This window comes from Paenarthrobacter sp. YAF11_1 (genome assembly GCF_052113445.1).
Taxonomy (GTDB): domain Bacteria; phylum Actinomycetota; class Actinomycetes; order Actinomycetales; family Micrococcaceae; genus Arthrobacter.
Genome location: NZ_JBFRDF010000016.1, coordinates 46194 through 61585 on the forward strand (window position 1 = coordinate 46194; position 15392 = coordinate 61585).

Below are 15392 nucleotides of genomic sequence, written 5' to 3' on the forward strand. Positions count from 1 at the left end.
GACTACGGCCTCAATTCAATGACCGTCTTGCCGATTCTCACGGGGACGCCAAGCTCAACCGGCAGAGCACGGGTGAGCTGTTGATCGGCCAAGTAGGTGCCGTTGGTTGAACCGAGATCCTCAATGAACCAGCGGCTGCCCTGCGGGAACAGGCGCGCGTGACGGCCGGAAGCGTAGTCGTCTTCCAGGACCAAGGTGGCTTCCTGCGCGCGGCCCAGCAGGATGGGGCTGGCGGCCAAGGGAACAGTGGTGCCCTTGAGTGGACCCTCAGTGACCACCAGCGTGCGTGCATGCTGGATGGCCGGCGCCGGTGACGCTGCTAGTTCCGGATGCTTGCGGACTTCGCGGGCTGTGGGGGCTCCGGTCACTGCTTTGCGGCCGATCTGGAGATCGCGGCGCATGGTGGACACGATGCTGAAGATCAAAACCCACAACAGCAGGAGGAACCCGAAGCGAAGCGCTGTGATGGTCAGTTCGCTGACGTCGTTCACGCGTTGCCACCCGGGGTTTGGGGGAGAAGGCGGAAAATAATCTTGGTACGTCCCATCGTGATGGTTGAGCCGTCTGTAAGTTCCACGCTGCCGTTTACCTTGTGGCCATTGACGTAGCTTCCGTTGGTGGAGCCAAGGTCTACGGCCCAGGTGCTGCCGTTCTGCGTGCGGACCTCAAGGTGCTTCCGGGAGACGCCGGTGTCGTCCACCAGGATGTCGGCCTCCGAGGAGCGTCCCAGCACCACGGACTGGGCATTGAGGGAGTACCGCTGGCCGCCGATGTCCAGAACGGGCTGGAGGCGGATGGGCTGCCGTGCCGGGGCCGCCGGAACGTTGGCCCGTGGGGCCTGCGGGGCGGGAGCAGCGTCATCGGAGGGTTTCTCGGTCCGGGAAGTGATCTCAAAGTGCCCGGCACGTTCTTCGTCATTGCGGCGGAACGAAATCCGAACTGCACCCTGGAGCGTGTACCCCTGGCTGCGTACATGCTGGATGACGACGTCGCACAGTTCCTCTGCCAGGGGAGTTCCCCATTCCTGGGCCCTGGCGAAATCCTCGTCACTGAGCAGGACATCGAAAACATTGGGAGCGAGGGTGCGGCCGGCGGCGATGGTGATGGACTTGTTGTCCAACTCGCGCCTTAACTTACTCGCAATCTCCACCGGCTCAACACGTGCCCGCGACCCCGTGGAGAAGACGTTGCGAACGGCTTTTTCAATGCCGCGCTCGACTTTGTCCAGCAAACCCATGTCCTTCTCCTTTCCTTGCCGCGGCACCCGCTGTGCCTGGTCCGATAGTCCGTCTGCGCACACAGCGAAGTACGCGCCTGACGGCCCTTCCACTTCCCGATACTACTGGGACTGACTGGGAATGGCCTTAATCCACAACGCCTTGCGACCCGGAAAAGTTCGCGCCCGGCCCTTGCTGGCGCGGGAGGCGGGCCATGAAATTTCCGTGGAATTCAGTGGCTGATCGGGGATTTTTTAGGGGCTCCAGGGTCTCGCGGAGGGGGTGCCATCTCCCGATTGGTGTTTTGCCGGGAATGTCCGTTATGCTTGATCTCGCTGCTTTTGAAGGAAACGAAGCTGGGAAACCCGCTGAAGTCCGGAAAAGGAAGTTGCGCGCGAGTGGCGGAACGGCAGACGCGCTGGCTTCAGGTGCCAGTATCCGAAAGGGTGTGGGGGTTCAAATCCCCCCTCGCGCACGCAATTGAAAGAGCCCCGGTCTTAGGACTGGGGCTCTTTTGTTTTCCGTGCACCCAAGTAAGTCGCAGTTGAGGTCGTTATGAGCGCTGGGAACGCCCCCAACTGCGACTTAGATGGGCGTACGCGACCGTCAGCTGCGCGCAGAACCCGTGAACCGGCGTCGTGAGTTGCTCAGGTGCAGGCGCATGGCTGCCGCGGCAGCCACTTGGTCGCCCTCCGCGATGGCCGCGTATATAGAGGAGTGTTCGTGGACTACCTGGGCGAAGCGCTCGGGGGAGTCCCGGTCTTCGCTGGCAACGAGGCGCGGGCGGGGCATGGTGATCATTGTCTGGCCCAGGGCGGAGATGCAGTCCGTATAGAAGGGATTGCCAGTGGCCGCAGCAACTGCCCGGTGGAACTCGAAATCCGCTTTCATGGAGTGCGCCGGGTGGCCTGAGCTCGCGGTGAATTGTTCCAACGCTCCGTGGACCGCCTTGAGTTGGTGTTCGGTGTGGTTCTTCGCTGCCAAGGCGGCGGCTTCGGTCTCGACGCCGATGCGGAAATCGAGCATCTGAAGCCGGTCTTCCATGCTGGAAACGGGCCGCGTTCCCGGCGCTGCTGCGGGACCTTCCGCGGGCGGGGTCAGCGCGAAGCTGCCGCGCCCGCGTTCGGTTTCCACCAATCCCTCTGCTTGCAAGCGGGTCAGGGCAGAACGGACGACGGTCCGGCTCACCCCGAACTCACTGATGAGGGTGTTTTCGCTGGGGAGCTTCTCACCTGGTTGGATGGCGCCGTCGACGATGCGGTTGCGAAGGTCGGCGGCGAGATCCGCGGTCAGGTTTCGGCTCATGGCTTCAAGATTACGCGCCGAACTCTACGGATTCCGTGGTCCACGCGCGGGCCTGCTCGCTGAGTGTGACGCCCAAGCCCGGACGATCGGGAACGATCATGCGGCCGTTCTTGGTCTCCAGGCGTTCCTCGAACAGCGGGTCCAGCCAGTCGAAGTGCTCCACCCACGGCTCGCGCGGGTAGGCGGCGGCCAAGTGGAGGTGGATCTCCATGGCGAAGTGCGGTGCCAGGCCAAGGCCGCGTTCATCTGCCAACGCCGCGAGGCGCAGGAACTGGGTGATGCCGCCGACGCGGGGAGCGTCGGGCTGGATGATGTCGCAGCTGTTGGCGTTGATGAGGCCCTTGTGTTCAGCAACGGATGCGAGCATCTCGCCGGTGGCGATGGGGGTGTCCAAGACGTGGGCGAGGTGTGCATGGCCCTCAAAGTCGTAGGCATCCAGCGGTTCTTCGATCCAGATGAGATTGAATTCCTCCAACTGACGGCCCATGCGCAGCGCCGTGGCACGGTCCCATTGCTGGTTGGCGTCCACCATGAGCGGGACGTCCCAGCCGATGTGCTCACGGACTCCGGCCACGCGGCGCAGGTCTTCCTTGGAATCAGGCAGGCCGACCTTGATCTTGATGCCGCCAATGCCCTCATCGATGGACCGGGTGGCGCGTTCCTTGACCTCGTCCAGCGTTGCGTTGAGGAAGCCGCCTGAGGTGTTGTAGGTCTGGACGGAGTCGCGGTAGGAGCCCAGCAGTTTGGCCAGGGGGAGCCCGGCGCGCTTGGCTTTGAGGTCATAGAGTGCGATATCGATCGCGGCAAGTGCCTGCGTTGCCACACCCGAACGGCCCACCGATGCGCCGGCCCAGAGGAGCTTGGTGTAGATCTTGCCGATGTCGTTGGGGTCCTCGCCGATGATGCCTTCTGCGACTTCCTTGGCGTGGGCGTACTGTGCGGGTCCGCCTGCACGTTTGGAGTAACTGAAGCCGATGCCGCTGTGACCTTGCTCCGTAGTGATCTCCGCGAACAGGAACACCACTTCAGTCATGGGCTTTTGCCGGCCCGTGAAGACTTTGGCATCGCTGATGGGTACGGTGAGGGGCAAACGTGCCGTGGATAGCTTGACGTGGCGAATGAGATCTACGGTGCTCATGGTTCTCCTAGTGGGTGCGGCATCCTTGCCTGCCACTTAGGATACAAGTTTTAAACTTGTACTACAAGAGTTTGGGGGCTGGTCACGTTTTCGGACGGCGCTTCAGCTACTGCTGAAATGGTCGACGACGCCGGGAAGCCCGCCTTGGTGATGGAGGCCTACACCACGCGTGCCGGGACGGTGATCCCGCGCAAGACCGACTTCGAGTTCCGGGAATATTCGTGCCACTGCAACACACTTAGCTATGTGGCGGACAAGTACAGGGTATGAGCTACCTTTCGAGAGCCCCTGACCGGGAAGAGGCCTTTCGGGCGCTGTACGAATCCGCGTACGCCGACCTGCTGAAGTTCGTGCAGCGTCGTACGGATGCGGTGAATGCCGAGGACGTCGTGGCTGAGGCATTTCTTATCGTTTGGCGGCGGTTTTCGGAAGCGCCAAAGCATGAGGATGACGCCCGGGCATGGCTCTTCGGCATCACGCGGAATCTCATGCTGAATGCCCGCCGCGGAGAACAGCGGCGGCAGGCCCTTGGTGTCCGATTAGCTGAGGCGACAGCCATATCCCACGTCGATTCCCACGCTGACCTGGTCAGCAGCCGCGTTGATCTAGGCAGAGCCTGGGCGCTTCTTTCCGAAGTCCACCAAGAGGCCCTTGGGCTTGCAATCTTCGAGAATCTGGCCGCACCCCAAGCAGCGCATGTTGTGGGTATTTCCCCGGTCGCGTTTCGCCTCCGCCTCACCCGCGCAAGGCGGGCCCTGCGACTGCTTCTTGACCATGCACCCCAGAATGAGTCGCCGGTGTCGGCGACATTTCCCGAAAAGGCGGCGACACCATGAAAAACAGCCGGAATATCGACACGCTGCTGCGCTCCTTGGACGCAGCCGGACAGAGTGCAGCTCCCGACCCGCGCCGTTCGCAGAACGACTTGGAACAGATTCTCAGGTCCCCAACCTCCGCGACCGGCGTCGCCGGACCCGCGGAATACAAAACGACGATGTCGCGCCCAAGCCGTCGTCGTCGTCGAACCATCGCTTTGGGTGCCGTTGCTTTTGCCGCCACAGCAGGGTTTTTAGTTGTTCCGGCACTCTCGGGAGGCGACCCTGCCTTCGCAACGTGGACTGCCGCTCCGGGTGCGCTGACAGGTGCCGAGCGTGACAGTGCGGTCTCCGACTGCGTCCGGTCGAGTAAAGGTGTTGGTGACGGCATGTTCGCCGGCGATGTGAACGCGGCGGAAGTTGCCATCGCCGAGAGGCGCGGGGCCTGGACCACGGTTGTCCTCAGCGGCGCTGACGGTTTCGAAGCCACCTGCACCACCGACTCCACGGCCGTGTGGTTTAAGAAGGGGTCCTTCGGTTCAGTGGGAAAGCCCGGCAATGGACGCGAACCCGTAGGCCGTGAAATAAAGGCGACGCAATTGGGTACCGGCGTCATCGCGGACAACCCGCTCTCCATGGCTTCAGGTCAGGTTGGTCCGGACGTTGCAGCCATGACTTACACCAGCAGTGCCGGGGAAAAGATCACGGCCACTGTGTCCAAAGGCCAGTTCGCGTTTTGGCTCCCGGGTGGGGAGCTGCCGAATTCCTCTGACCAAGACGTACCCGTCGAGGTGACATACACCGACAACACGACAGAAACGCGCCATCTCAGCCTCGACGGTGCAACCCTTTAAGTACGGAACTATCCCCGCAGCGCGCCGAACCCCGTGATCAACGCCTCAAGTCCCAGGCTGAAGGCAACGTCAGTCGGACGCGGGTGCCTTTCCATGGCCAACCGGTCCACCGCGGCGGTGAAGTTGGGGACCTGCTCAGCGAGGCTGCCGGCGTCGAAAATGTCCTCAGGCGCGTTGACGTCGTAAGCGGCGCCGAAGACGAACGCCTCCAAGGCCACGATCGCGGAGATGATCTTCTCCTCAGGGAACCCGGCCTCGCGGAAGCCGGCGGTCACGGCCTCGTACATCGCCAGTGTCTTGGGAGCATTTGCCACCGGAAGTACTGCAATGACAGGGATCAGCGGCGTATGCTCCGAGAAAACGTCGCGGTAGGACCAGGCCCAGCGGCGCACGGCTACGTCCCACGGCTCCACGCCGAAAGTGGAGACGTCAACCATCGCTGCCAAGTGGTCCTCCACCAGCAGCAAAACGTCGTCCTTGGAGGCCACATGGTTGTACAACGCAGACGGCGCGACGCCCAGGGAGCGGGCCAGTGCCGCCATGGTGAGTCCGTTGTAACCCTTGGAGCTGATCAACTCGAGCGCCGCCGTCGTAATCCCGTCCTGGTCCAGGACCGCCGCCGTAGGTCGACCGGCGCGGCGGCGCACAGAGCCGGCAGAACCGGCAGGGCCGGCGGAAGAAGCGGGGGTGGGTGCGGGCATCGGTAGCCTTTCTGCTGCCTGTGTCCCCAGCATTATTCCACCGGGTCTTCACAGCGGCTGACTCCAGCGCTACTATGGAAGTAAATGAATGCCATTCATTTATTGGTCAGCCACCACGGACGGCCACGGAGAGGACAACATGCAGAATCTTGATCGCGACGTTGTGATCGTCGGCGCCGGACCGTCGGGGTTGACGGCCGCACGCGCATTGAAAAAGGCCGGACTCAGCGTCGCAGTGCTCGAAGCGCGCGACCGCGTGGGCGGCCGAACCTGGACCGACACCATCGACGGCGCCATGCTGGAAATCGGCGGCCAGTGGGTTTCCCCGGACCAGACGGTCCTCATGGAGCTGCTGGACGAGCTCGGACTGAAAATGTACTCACGCTACCGCGACGGCGAGTCCGTCTACATCGGCGAAGACGGCAAGCGCACGCAGTACACCGGTGACACTTTCCCGGTCAATGAAACCACCAAGGCCGAAATGGACAAGCTCGTCGCCATCCTGGACGGCCTCGCCGCCGAGATCGGCCCCACCGAGCCCTGGGCACACCCCAAGGCACGCGAGCTGGACACCATCTCCTTCCACCACTGGCTCCGCCAGAACTCCAACGACGAGGAAGCCTGCAACAACATTGGCCTCTTCATCGCTGGTGGAATGCTCACCAAGCCCGCCCACGCTTTCTCGGCACTGCAAGCAGTCCTCATGGCAGCCTCGGCCGGTTCCTTCAGCCACCTGACGGACGAGGATTTCATCCTGGACAAGCGCGTCATCGGCGGCATGCAGCAGGTCTCCCTTCTGCAAGCAGCTGAGCTGGGCGACGACGTCGTCCTTAACAGCCCGGTGCGCACCATCAAGTGGGACGACAACAACGTGACCGTCGTGTCTGAGCAGGCAACCGTCAACGCGCGGTATGTGATCATGGCCGTGCCGCCGAACCTGTACTCCCGCGTCTCGTTCGAGCCCCCGCTGCCGCGCCGCCAGCACCAGATGCACCAGCACCAATCGCTGGGCCTGGTCATCAAGGTCCACGCCGTGTACGACACCCCGTTCTGGCGCGAAGAAGGACTCTCCGGCACGGGCTTCAGTGCAGGCGCACTCGTCCAGGAGGTCTACGACAACACCAACCACGGCGACGCCCGCGGCACTTTGGTGGGTTTCGTATCCGACGAAAAGGCCGACGCCGTCTTCGAACTCAGCGCCGAAGACCGCAAGAAGGCCATCCTCGAATCCATCGCCGGCTTCCTGGGCGACAAGGCCCTCACTCCTGAGGTCTACTACGAGTCCGACTGGGGCTCCGAAGAATGGACCCGCGGCGCCTACGCATCCAGCTATGACCTCGGTGGCCTGCACCGCTACGGCAAGGACCAGCACGCGAACGTCGGACCCATCTTCTGGTCCTCGTCCGACCTCGCTGCCGAGGGTTACCAGCACGTTGACGGCGCGGTCCGCATGGGCCAGGCAACTGCTGCCCGCATCGTCGAAGCCAACAAGCTGAGCGCTCTGCCCGTCGCCTAAGGCGGGCACCACCAAAACCGGCAGGCCGGGGGAGCGTCATTCCCGGCCTGCCGGCACCACTGTTTAAGCAGGACCGAGGAAAGGACCACCATGCGCTACGTAGTTGGCTACACCGCCAATGCGAGGGGGCACGACGCCGTTCACCTCGCCGTTGCGCTGGCCCGGAATCACGATGTGAGCCTGGACTTGGTCCTTGTGGTGCCGGAGGATTCCCCGTTCAACGCCGTCTACCCGCCGGAGACCGGCTACAACGACATCCTCACTGAGCAGGCACAGCGCTGGCTGGATGAAGGCCTTGCGCTGGTTCCGGCCGATGTCACCGCTCGGGGGCACATCCGTCGAGGTGATTCCGAGGCGCAAACCCTGATCGATACTGCCGTGGAAATGGATGCTGCGGCTTTGGTCATCGGGGCCGCCAACAGCGGCTTGTTCAAGCGGTTCACTATCGGCTCCGTTGCGAGCTCGCTGCTCCATTCGTCGCCGGTTCCTGTGGTGTTGGCGCCTCAGGGCTATCACCGTACCGATCCCATCACCCGTATGAGCTGCGGTTTCGGCACCCGTCCGGGTGCCGACGAGCTCCTTGACGTGGCCGTTGAATCCGCCCGTGACCGGGGCCTTCCGCTGCGGCTCGTCTCCCTGTTGGCGCTCGACGGCGGTGACTCGCCTGAGTTGGCCGAGGCCGCCCGGGAGCATGCCGCCGCCCGGCTTGCCGCCGTCGTGGGTTCCAGTGATGCCAACGAACCGACAGCTTCCCTTCACGAAAAACCCGAGATCGTCGTAGCCCAAGGCCGCACCATCGAGGAAGCCGTGGATCGACTCGACTGGGAAGACGGCGAAATCCTGCTGATCGGTTCCAGCCGCCTGGCCCAGCACAGAGCCACGTTCCTGGGCACCACCGCAAACCGGATCCTGCGTGCCCTCCCCGTACCCATGATCGTGGTCCCCCGCGACTACTCGCGCCACAGCGCCTAGCAATCGCCTGAAAGGCAAAACCCATGTCAACTGCACCAAAGACGGTCCAGTCGAAAGAATCGCCAGCCTTGAGTGAAAAGGGGCTGAAGGCCGGATCGGTGGGCCTCATCGGCGCCGTCGTGATCGGCGTTTCCTGCATCGCGCCCGCCTACACCCTGACCGCAGCCCTGGGCCCCACCGTGTCTGAGGTGGGTGTGCACCTGCCCGCCATCTTCCTGGTGGGCTTCATCCCCATGCTGCTGGTGGCGCTCGGTTACCGCGAACTGAACAACGCCATGCCCGACGCCGGTACCTCCTTCACGTGGGCGACGCGCGCCTTCGGGCCGTGGATCGGTTGGATGGGTGGATGGGGGCTGATCGCGGCCACCATCATTGTGCTGTCCAACCTGGCGGCCGTGGCGGTGGACTTTTTCTACCTGATGCTCGCCCAGATCTTCAGTAATCCGGAGCTGGGTGAGCTCAGCAAGATCCTTCCACTGAACATCGCCACCACCCTGGTGTTCATCGCGCTGGCCTGTTGGATTTCGTACCGCGGCATGGAGACCACCAAGGGCGTTCAGTACGTGCTGGTGGCCTTCCAGTTGCTGGTCCTGGGCTGGTTCGCAGTCTCCGCATTCGCCCACGTGGCAAACGGCACGGCCTTCGATGCCACCGCCATTTCACCGGACTGGTTCAACCCGTTCGCCGTGGACTCGTTCTCACAATTCGCCGCAGGCGTGTCGCTCTCGATCTTCATTTACTGGGGCTGGGACGTCACCCTCACCATGAATGAGGAAACGAAGAACCCCGAGAAGACCCCGGGCCGCGCGGCGACCATCACCGTGCTGGTCATCGTGGTCATTTACATGACCGTTGCACTGGCTACCCTGTCCTTCGCCGGCGTTGGCGAGACCGGATTGGGTGCCGGAAACCCAGAGAACCAGTCCAGCATCTTCGCCGTGCTTGCCGGCCCGGTGATGGGTCCGTTCGCGATCCTGATGTCATTGGCCATTCTGAGCAGCTCAGCGGCATCTTTGCAGTCGACGTTCGTTTCCCCCGCCCGCACCATGCTGGCCATGGGCCACTACCGCGCCATCTCGCCGAAGTTTGGCAAGATCAGCCCCACGTACAAGTCGCCCAGCTTCGCGACCATCGCCGCTGCGATCGCTGCCGCAGCGTTCTACGTGATCACCCGCACTGTGTCCGAGAACGCGCTGTGGGACACCATCACTGCCCTGGGCATGATGATCTGCTTCTACTACGGCATCACAGCGCTGGCCTGTGTCTGGTTCTTCCGGGCCGACGCGTTCCGGGGAGCGCGTGCGTTCTTCTTCAAGTTCCTTGCGCCGCTTGTGGGCGGAGTGATCCTGCTGGTCATGTTCGTCAAGACGGCCATGGACTCGATGGACCCGGAGTACGGCTCGGGCTCCTCCGTGGGCGGTGTGGGCCTGGTGTTCGTGCTGGGAATGGGTGTGATCCTGCTGGGCGTCGTGATCATGCTGGTGATGTACCGGGTGCGGCCCGAGTTCTTCAAGGGCAAGGTTCTGTAGTATTCCTGCCGCCGAGTTGGCACTTCACCCCCATGTTTCCGCTTGGGATGGGGGTGAAGTGTCAACTCGGAGAGGGGAGGGCTGGCGTGGGGACGCCTGCGGCCCGCTCGGCTGCGGTGAGGGCCTCCGCAAGACGCTCGACGGCGGCGCGGTAGTCGGTCCCGGCGGTCACCCTGCAGTACTCGGCTTCCCGCATGGCCCGCGTCAAGGCCGCTGTTTCTGCGGCCCTGACGTCAGTCATGGCCGGGAAGTCGATGGTCCGCCCAGGATCCAGCTCGTATTGGCGCCACTGCTCCAGAAGGCGTTCGTGGCGGGCTGCGTCATCCGGGAAACCAGCACGACGGCGGGGCTCAGCTGCGTGGAGGCGCTCCACTTTGCGGATGCTCAGCAGCGTTCCTGCCGCAGTAGTGATGCCTACGAAAATCATGATCAGCCCGGCCGGCGGCCATTGCACGGCCGGGACGATGATGGCGGGCACTGTGACGACCAGCCCACCGAACACATCCCAGAAGACGCCGTCAGGCTCCGGGCCGCGGCCGTAGGTCAGTTTCCTGTGCAGGACATACGTGGTTGCTGCGGTTGCAAGGACCAGAGCTACACCCCACAGGAGCATCATGGCGGGCATCGGACCACCTCCAGGCGAATTCGCTGCTTTGAATTCAGTATGCGCCAGTGCCTGCGTGGGCGCGAGGGGTCAGGTTGTCAGAGCCGGGGCGTAGCCTAGGCACCATGAGACTGAAAATGTGCAGCATCCACGTCAAGGACCCCGCAGCAGCCCATGTTTTCTACACGGAGACCCTTGGCTTCGAGACCCTGATGGCCATGCCCGAGTACAACTTGTTCATCATCAAGGACCCCGGCGCGGAGAACAGCAGTTCCCCCGGCCTTTTGTTGGAACCCAGCGACAACCCCATCGCGTCCAACTACATGAACGCCCTGCATGAGTCCGGTTTGGCTGCCATCACCTTCGGCGTGACCGATGTCCAGGCTGAGTACGAGCGCTTGGTTGCCGCCGGTGTGACGTTCCAGGGTGAACCGTCGGAGGATCCTTCAGGGGTCAGCGCAGTCTTCGACGACGGGTGTGGCAACTTCATTCAGCTTCACCAGGACTGAGCTTGAAACAGTTGTGGCCGGGACCATTGGTCCCGGCCACAACTTACACAGACTTAAGCGTGATCGCGCTTGGAGGTCTTCGGGGCGTCGCGCTTTGCGGCGGCGTTGTCCCGTGCTTCCTTGGTGGCGGCCTTCTTGGTAGCTTCGTCCTTGACCCGCTGGGCTTCGGTGCGCACGGCAGCGTGGGTGGCGCGCTCGGTGACCAGCCACTGCGGCGGAGCCTGCAGCAGCTCGGTGATTTCCGCCGTCGTGAGTGCATCTTCGATGCCGCCGCGGGCGAGGCCGCTGATGGAGACGTTCAGCTTCTGCGCTACAACCGGGCGGGGGTGCGGGCCGTTGCGGCGAAGTTCGGCGAGCCATTCCGGGGGATTGGCCTGGAGTTCGGCGAATTCGTCACGGGTAATGGACGAATCCTGGAACTCTTGGGGTGTAGCGGGCAGGTAGATGCCGAGTTTCTTGGCAACTGTTGCCGGCTTCATGGACTGGGAGTTCGAGGACGTCATGCTTCAAGGGTATCTGGCCGGTACTGTGAGTGTGTGCCAGACGCTGAAGAATCCGCCGAAACAACCGGGCCCCTTGCCGGCCTCCGCTTCGCCTATGTTGCGGGTGTGACCCCTGGGAAATGGATCCGGCGGTGGGAAGAGCGCATGCCCAACTTTCCGTTGCACTCGTTCATGTCCGACGACGACGCCCAGGTTTCGGTGTTGCATGACGGTTCCGCCGACCTGAGCTTCGTTCGGTTGCCCCTGGACCGGGAGGGCCTGAACGTCATCCCCCTGTATGAAGAGCAGCCAGTGGTGGTTGCTCCCAAGGGGCACGAGATCTCCGTGTTCGAAGAGGTGGCCCTCGATGATCTTTCCGAGGAGAACTTCCTCGACATCGAGGAAATGGGCGGGCCGGACATGGCCCTCCAAGTTGTCGCGTCCGGTGCTGGGTTGGCGATCCTGCCGATGTCAGTTGCGCGGCACTTGAACGCCAAAGACACTGTCATGCGCCGCCTGACCGGCGCTCCCGGGACGCAGATCGGCCTGGCTTGGCTGGTTGGAACCGACAGCCCCGTGATCGAGGAGTTCATTGGAATTGTGCGTGGGCGGACCGCGCAGAGTTCACGCCAACCCTCGGCCCAGCAGGAGAAGCCCAAGAAGGAACCCAAGCCCGACCGCCGCGGGGGAGGCCCCAGGAAGCCTGCGGTCGCGCAACGTTACGCCCCGAATCCTGACAAGGGCCGGGGTAAAGGTTCCCGCAAGAAGGGCAAACGCTAGCTACGCGCCGTGGATAGCGGTTTGTTGCTGCTCTGAACGGTTGAGGTAGGCCAGAAGAAGGTCGCCGGCCCGTTCGAGCTCACCCGCCTCCAGCGCTGAACAGATGCGCTCGTTTTCCGTGAGCCAGTCGCTGTAGAAGTGCGCATTCAAGGTGGCCTTGTGGAAGTACAGGCGCATCTCGGCCAAAATCTGGGCCATGATCGTGTTCAACCGGTTGCTCTCGGCGAGGGCAACGATCGCGCCGTGAAAGTGCTGGTTGGCGCTGCCCAGTCCTTCGTTGTCGTTGGCCTCTGCGGCCCGCTTCCCCTCCTCGACGGCGGCCCTGACGGCGGCTATGCGCTCGGGAGAACCACCCGCACGGATGGAACTGACCTCGATTGCGCGGCGAACCGTGTAAACGTCGTGGATGTCGCCTGCTTCAAGGGTGGCAACAAAGACACCCTTATTGGGCTGGCGGAGGAGTAGCCGTTCACCGGCCAGCTCAGCGAAGGCTTCGCGGACCGTGTTCCGCGAGACGCCCAGGTCCTCAGCGATGGTTGCTTCAGTCAGCTTGGAACCAGGAACCAGGAAACCCTCGGCCAGTTGGTAGCGCAGTTCTTCGGCGACTCTCTCGGCAACGGATGGGACTCTCATCCGGACCCGGGCCCGAGCGCTATTGAGGCCAGCGGGTTCGTCTATTTCCTGATCTGCACTGGCCATGACACCAAAAATACACGATTGCCAAAAACTAGGATCGCTGGATCGTTGAACAATCCAGCAGATTAAGGCATCCTAGATGTAACGCACATCACGAGGCAGGGATCACATCATGGCAATCATCGATATGAACAGCGACGTCGGAGAGTCTTTCGGGCGCTGGACACTGGGTGACGACGCAGCCATGTTCGAGTCGGTCTCCAGTGCCAACGTCGCTTGTGGATTCCATGCTGGGGACCCCAGTGTCATCCGCAGCACCTGCGAAAAGGCGGCGAAGGCCGGCGTCGTTATTGGCGCCCATGTTGGCTACCGCGACCTCGCTGGATTCGGTCGCCGTTTCATGGACATCGACCCCAGGGAACTGGCAGATGACGTGGTGTACCAGATCGGTGCCCTGCAGGCTCTGGCGGCCACCGCCGGTGCGCGCGTCCAGTACGTGAAGCCCCATGGTGGTCTCTACAACGCGATCGTGAAGCACACGGCGCAGGCCCGTGCTGTCGTCGAAGCTGTGAAGTCGGTGGACCCCAACCTCCCGATTCTCGGCCTCCCGGGCTCCGAAGTACTGCGTCTCGCTGAAGAAGCAGGTCTTCGAGGCGTTGCCGAGGCTTTTGCGGACCGCGCCTACAACCCGGATGGAACGCTGGTTTCCCGCTCACAGGCGGGCGCCGTTCTCCATGATCCGGCCCAAGTGGCTGAGCACGTCCTGCGTATGGCCACCGAACAATCCGTCAGAACCACTGATGGTTCCATCCTGAAAATCCGCGCAGAGAGCATTTGCGTGCATGGTGACTCACCGGGGGCCGTTGCAATGGCCTCCGCAGTGAAGTCCGCTTTGGGCGAGGCCGGCGTCACCGTCGGCTCGTTCCTCTAACCCGTTCCATTCAGGCCCAGCACCACATCCCTCACCCCCGGAGGAAACCATGACCAGCACCAACAAGGCAGCCAAGGCCGTGACAAGGAAGCCACCGGCCGGCGCCATCAAGGCGTACGTCGCCAGCCTCACCGGCACCTCGCTTGAGTACTACGACTTCGCCATCTACTCGGTGGCTTCGGCCCTCGTGTTCCCCAAGATCTTCTTCCCCGGCAATGACGAATTTGTGGCGTTGCTGCTCTCCTTCTCGGCCTTCGCAGTTGGCTACTTGGCCCGACCAATCGGCGGGGTCATCTTCGGTCGATTGGGCGACAAGATCGGCCGCAAGTACGTCCTGGTCTTCACGCTCGTCCTGATCGGCGTCGCCACTGTCCTCATCGGTGCATTGCCTGACTACTCGGTGATCGGCGTCGCGGCTCCCACCATCCTTGTGTTGCTGCGCCTGGCCCAGGGCATCGGCGTTGGCGGCGAGTGGGGCGGTGCCGTGCTGCTTTCCAGCGAATTCGGCGATCCCAACAAGCGCGGTTTCTGGTCCTCCGCAGCACAGATCGGCCCGCCCGCCGGTAACCTCATGGCCAACGGTGTCCTCGCCATCCTTGCCGCCTCGCTCAGCGATGAAGCCTTCCTTTCCTGGGGCTGGCGCGTAGCCTTCCTGGCTTCCGCCTTCTTGGTGGTCTTCGGCCTGATCATCCGCCTCAAGCTTGAAGAAACCCCGGTCTTCAAGGCCATCCAGGCCCACGGCGATCGTCCCAAGGCTCCCATCAAGGAAGTCTTCACCACGCAGCCCAAGGCACTGGTCGCCGCAGCGCTGTCCCGGGTTTGCCCGGACATCCTTTACGCGCTGTTCACGGTGTTCGTCGCCGTTTACGCCACCAAGGAACTGGGCATGACAACGGGCAACGTCTTGTCCGCCATCCTGATCGGCTCCGCCTTCCAGCTCTTCCTGATCCCGTTGGCCGGTGCGTTGACGGACCGTTTCAACCGTCGCTGGGTCTACGGAATCGCTGCAGCTGCTACCGCCGCCTATATCCCGCTCTTCTTCCTGATGATCCAGGGCAAGTCCGTAGCCATGCTGACCGTAGGTACCGTCATCGGCCTGGCCCTGCACGCCTTCATGTACGGACCCCAGGCGGCCTTCATCACCGAACAGTTCCCGGCACGGCTCCGGTACGCCGGAAGCTCACTGGCCTACACCTTGGCCGGTGTCATCGGTGGGGCCGTTGCACCCATCATCTTCACCGCTCTCTACGGCGCGGCAGGTGGCGGCTGGTACCTGATTGCTGTGTACATCCTCGTCGCTTCTGTCGTGACGATCGTGGGCATGCTCCTTGGCCGCGACCCCAAGCCGGAAGAAGACGTCCGTTTGATGCAGGGGACGCACGCTCAGCCGGCGGCGTAGCGAA

General features: G+C 62.9%; 18 protein-coding genes and 1 tRNA gene. 11 read left to right on the plus strand and 8 right to left on the minus strand.

The genetic code is table 11. The features are described 5' to 3' along the window. Positions 1–2 precede the first annotated feature (2 nt). Both AB4Y77_RS19995 and AB4Y77_RS20000 read right to left on the minus strand, forming a co-directional pair. A complete protein-coding gene (locus tag AB4Y77_RS19995; protein ID WP_311212544.1) occupies positions 3–491 on the minus strand; it encodes an FHA domain-containing protein FhaB/FipA in 489 nt (162 codons plus the stop codon). Then, on the minus strand, positions 488–1237 hold the full coding sequence (locus AB4Y77_RS20000; protein WP_311212545.1) for a DUF3662 and FHA domain-containing protein: 750 nt from the start codon (positions 1235–1237) through the stop codon (positions 488–490). Before AB4Y77_RS20000 ends, AB4Y77_RS19995 begins: the two co-directional genes overlap by 4 nt. A gap of 372 nt (positions 1238–1609) precedes the next feature. Between AB4Y77_RS20000 and AB4Y77_RS20005 the strand changes: the two genes are divergently transcribed. Further along, positions 1610–1692, plus strand: a tRNA-Leu gene (locus AB4Y77_RS20005). A 131-nt stretch (positions 1693–1823) separates the two neighbouring features. Here AB4Y77_RS20005 and AB4Y77_RS20010 read toward each other — a convergent pair. After that, positions 1824–2522, minus strand: coding sequence for a FadR/GntR family transcriptional regulator (locus AB4Y77_RS20010; RefSeq protein WP_442015099.1), 699 nt, complete (start codon positions 2520–2522; stop codon positions 1824–1826). A 10-nt stretch (positions 2523–2532) separates the two neighbouring features. Further along, positions 2533–3660 carry an L-talarate/galactarate dehydratase gene (locus AB4Y77_RS20015; protein ID WP_311212547.1) on the minus strand — a complete coding sequence of 376 codons (1128 nt, stop codon included), beginning with the start codon at positions 3658–3660 and terminating at the stop codon, positions 2533–2535. Positions 3661–3777: 117 nt separating this feature from the next. On the opposite strand from AB4Y77_RS20015, the gene AB4Y77_RS20020 reads away from it, so the two are divergent. Genes AB4Y77_RS20020 through AB4Y77_RS20030 form a run of 3 tightly spaced genes read left to right on the plus strand, consistent with a single transcriptional unit; the run spans position 3778 to position 5329 of the window. After that, complete coding sequence (locus AB4Y77_RS20020; RefSeq protein WP_442015100.1) at positions 3778–3930, plus strand: hypothetical protein; 153 nt, start codon at positions 3778–3780, stop codon at positions 3928–3930. Then, positions 3927–4496: an RNA polymerase sigma factor gene (locus tag AB4Y77_RS20025; protein ID WP_442015101.1), complete on the plus strand. Its 570-nt coding sequence runs from the start codon at positions 3927–3929 to the stop codon at positions 4494–4496. Before AB4Y77_RS20020 ends, AB4Y77_RS20025 begins: the two co-directional genes overlap by 4 nt. Further along, positions 4493–5329 carry a hypothetical protein gene (locus AB4Y77_RS20030; protein WP_442015102.1) on the plus strand — a complete coding sequence of 279 codons (837 nt, stop codon included), beginning with the start codon at positions 4493–4495 and terminating at the stop codon, positions 5327–5329. Before AB4Y77_RS20025 ends, AB4Y77_RS20030 begins: the two co-directional genes overlap by 4 nt. Positions 5330–5337: 8 nt before the next feature. Here the strand turns inward: AB4Y77_RS20030 and AB4Y77_RS20035 are convergent, their stop codons facing one another. Beyond that, a complete protein-coding gene (locus tag AB4Y77_RS20035; RefSeq protein WP_311212551.1) occupies positions 5338–6063 on the minus strand; it encodes a TetR/AcrR family transcriptional regulator in 726 nt (241 codons plus the stop codon). A gap of 106 nt (positions 6064–6169) precedes the next feature. Between AB4Y77_RS20035 and AB4Y77_RS20040 the strand changes: the two genes are divergently transcribed. From AB4Y77_RS20040 to AB4Y77_RS20050, 3 genes are all read left to right on the plus strand, one after another. Then, positions 6170–7546, plus strand: coding sequence for a flavin monoamine oxidase family protein (locus AB4Y77_RS20040; RefSeq protein ID WP_442015181.1), 1377 nt, complete (start codon positions 6170–6172; stop codon positions 7544–7546). A gap of 90 nt (positions 7547–7636) precedes the next feature. After that, positions 7637–8518, plus strand: a complete 882-nt coding sequence (locus AB4Y77_RS20045; protein ID WP_311212552.1) for a universal stress protein — start codon at positions 7637–7639, stop codon at positions 8516–8518. Positions 8519–8541: 23 nt separating this feature from the next. Beyond that, positions 8542–10047 carry an APC family permease gene (locus AB4Y77_RS20050; protein WP_442015103.1) on the plus strand — a complete coding sequence of 502 codons (1506 nt, stop codon included), beginning with the start codon at positions 8542–8544 and terminating at the stop codon, positions 10045–10047. Between the two features lie 61 nt (positions 10048–10108). On the opposite strand, the gene AB4Y77_RS20055 is transcribed toward AB4Y77_RS20050, so the two are convergent. Next, positions 10109–10672 (minus strand): hypothetical protein, encoded by a 564-nt coding sequence (locus tag AB4Y77_RS20055; protein ID WP_442015104.1) that lies wholly within the window; start codon positions 10670–10672, stop codon positions 10109–10111. A gap of 104 nt (positions 10673–10776) precedes the next feature. On the opposite strand from AB4Y77_RS20055, the gene AB4Y77_RS20060 reads away from it, so the two are divergent. Then, a complete protein-coding gene (locus AB4Y77_RS20060) occupies positions 10777–11160 on the plus strand; it encodes a VOC family protein (protein WP_442015105.1) in 384 nt (127 codons plus the stop codon). A 53-nt stretch (positions 11161–11213) separates the two neighbouring features. Here AB4Y77_RS20060 and AB4Y77_RS20065 read toward each other — a convergent pair whose 3' ends face one another. Then, entirely contained in the window at positions 11214–11663 is a 450-nt protein-coding gene (locus AB4Y77_RS20065) for a DUF5997 family protein (protein ID WP_311212556.1), read from the minus strand. Positions 11664–11696: 33 nt separating this feature from the next. Between AB4Y77_RS20065 and AB4Y77_RS20070 the strand changes: the two genes are divergently transcribed. Further along, the gene (locus tag AB4Y77_RS20070; RefSeq protein WP_442015106.1) at positions 11697–12422 is read left to right on the plus strand and encodes a LysR family transcriptional regulator substrate-binding protein; all 726 of its coding nucleotides are present in this window, start codon (positions 11697–11699) and stop codon (positions 12420–12422) included. On the opposite strand, the gene AB4Y77_RS20075 is transcribed toward AB4Y77_RS20070, so the two are convergent. Continuing rightward, positions 12423–13121 (minus strand): GntR family transcriptional regulator, encoded by a 699-nt coding sequence (locus AB4Y77_RS20075; protein ID WP_442015107.1) that lies wholly within the window; start codon positions 13119–13121, stop codon positions 12423–12425. A 109-nt stretch (positions 13122–13230) separates the two neighbouring features. Here AB4Y77_RS20075 and AB4Y77_RS20080 point away from each other — a divergent pair, with 109 nt between their 5' ends. Both AB4Y77_RS20080 and AB4Y77_RS20085 read left to right on the plus strand, forming a co-directional pair. Continuing rightward, on the plus strand, positions 13231–13989 hold the full coding sequence (locus tag AB4Y77_RS20080) for a LamB/YcsF family protein (RefSeq protein WP_442015108.1): 759 nt from the start codon (positions 13231–13233) through the stop codon (positions 13987–13989). A 49-nt stretch (positions 13990–14038) separates the two neighbouring features. Then, positions 14039–15388, plus strand: a complete 1350-nt coding sequence (locus tag AB4Y77_RS20085) for an MFS transporter (RefSeq protein ID WP_311212560.1) — start codon at positions 14039–14041, stop codon at positions 15386–15388. Positions 15389–15392 lie beyond the last annotated feature (4 nt).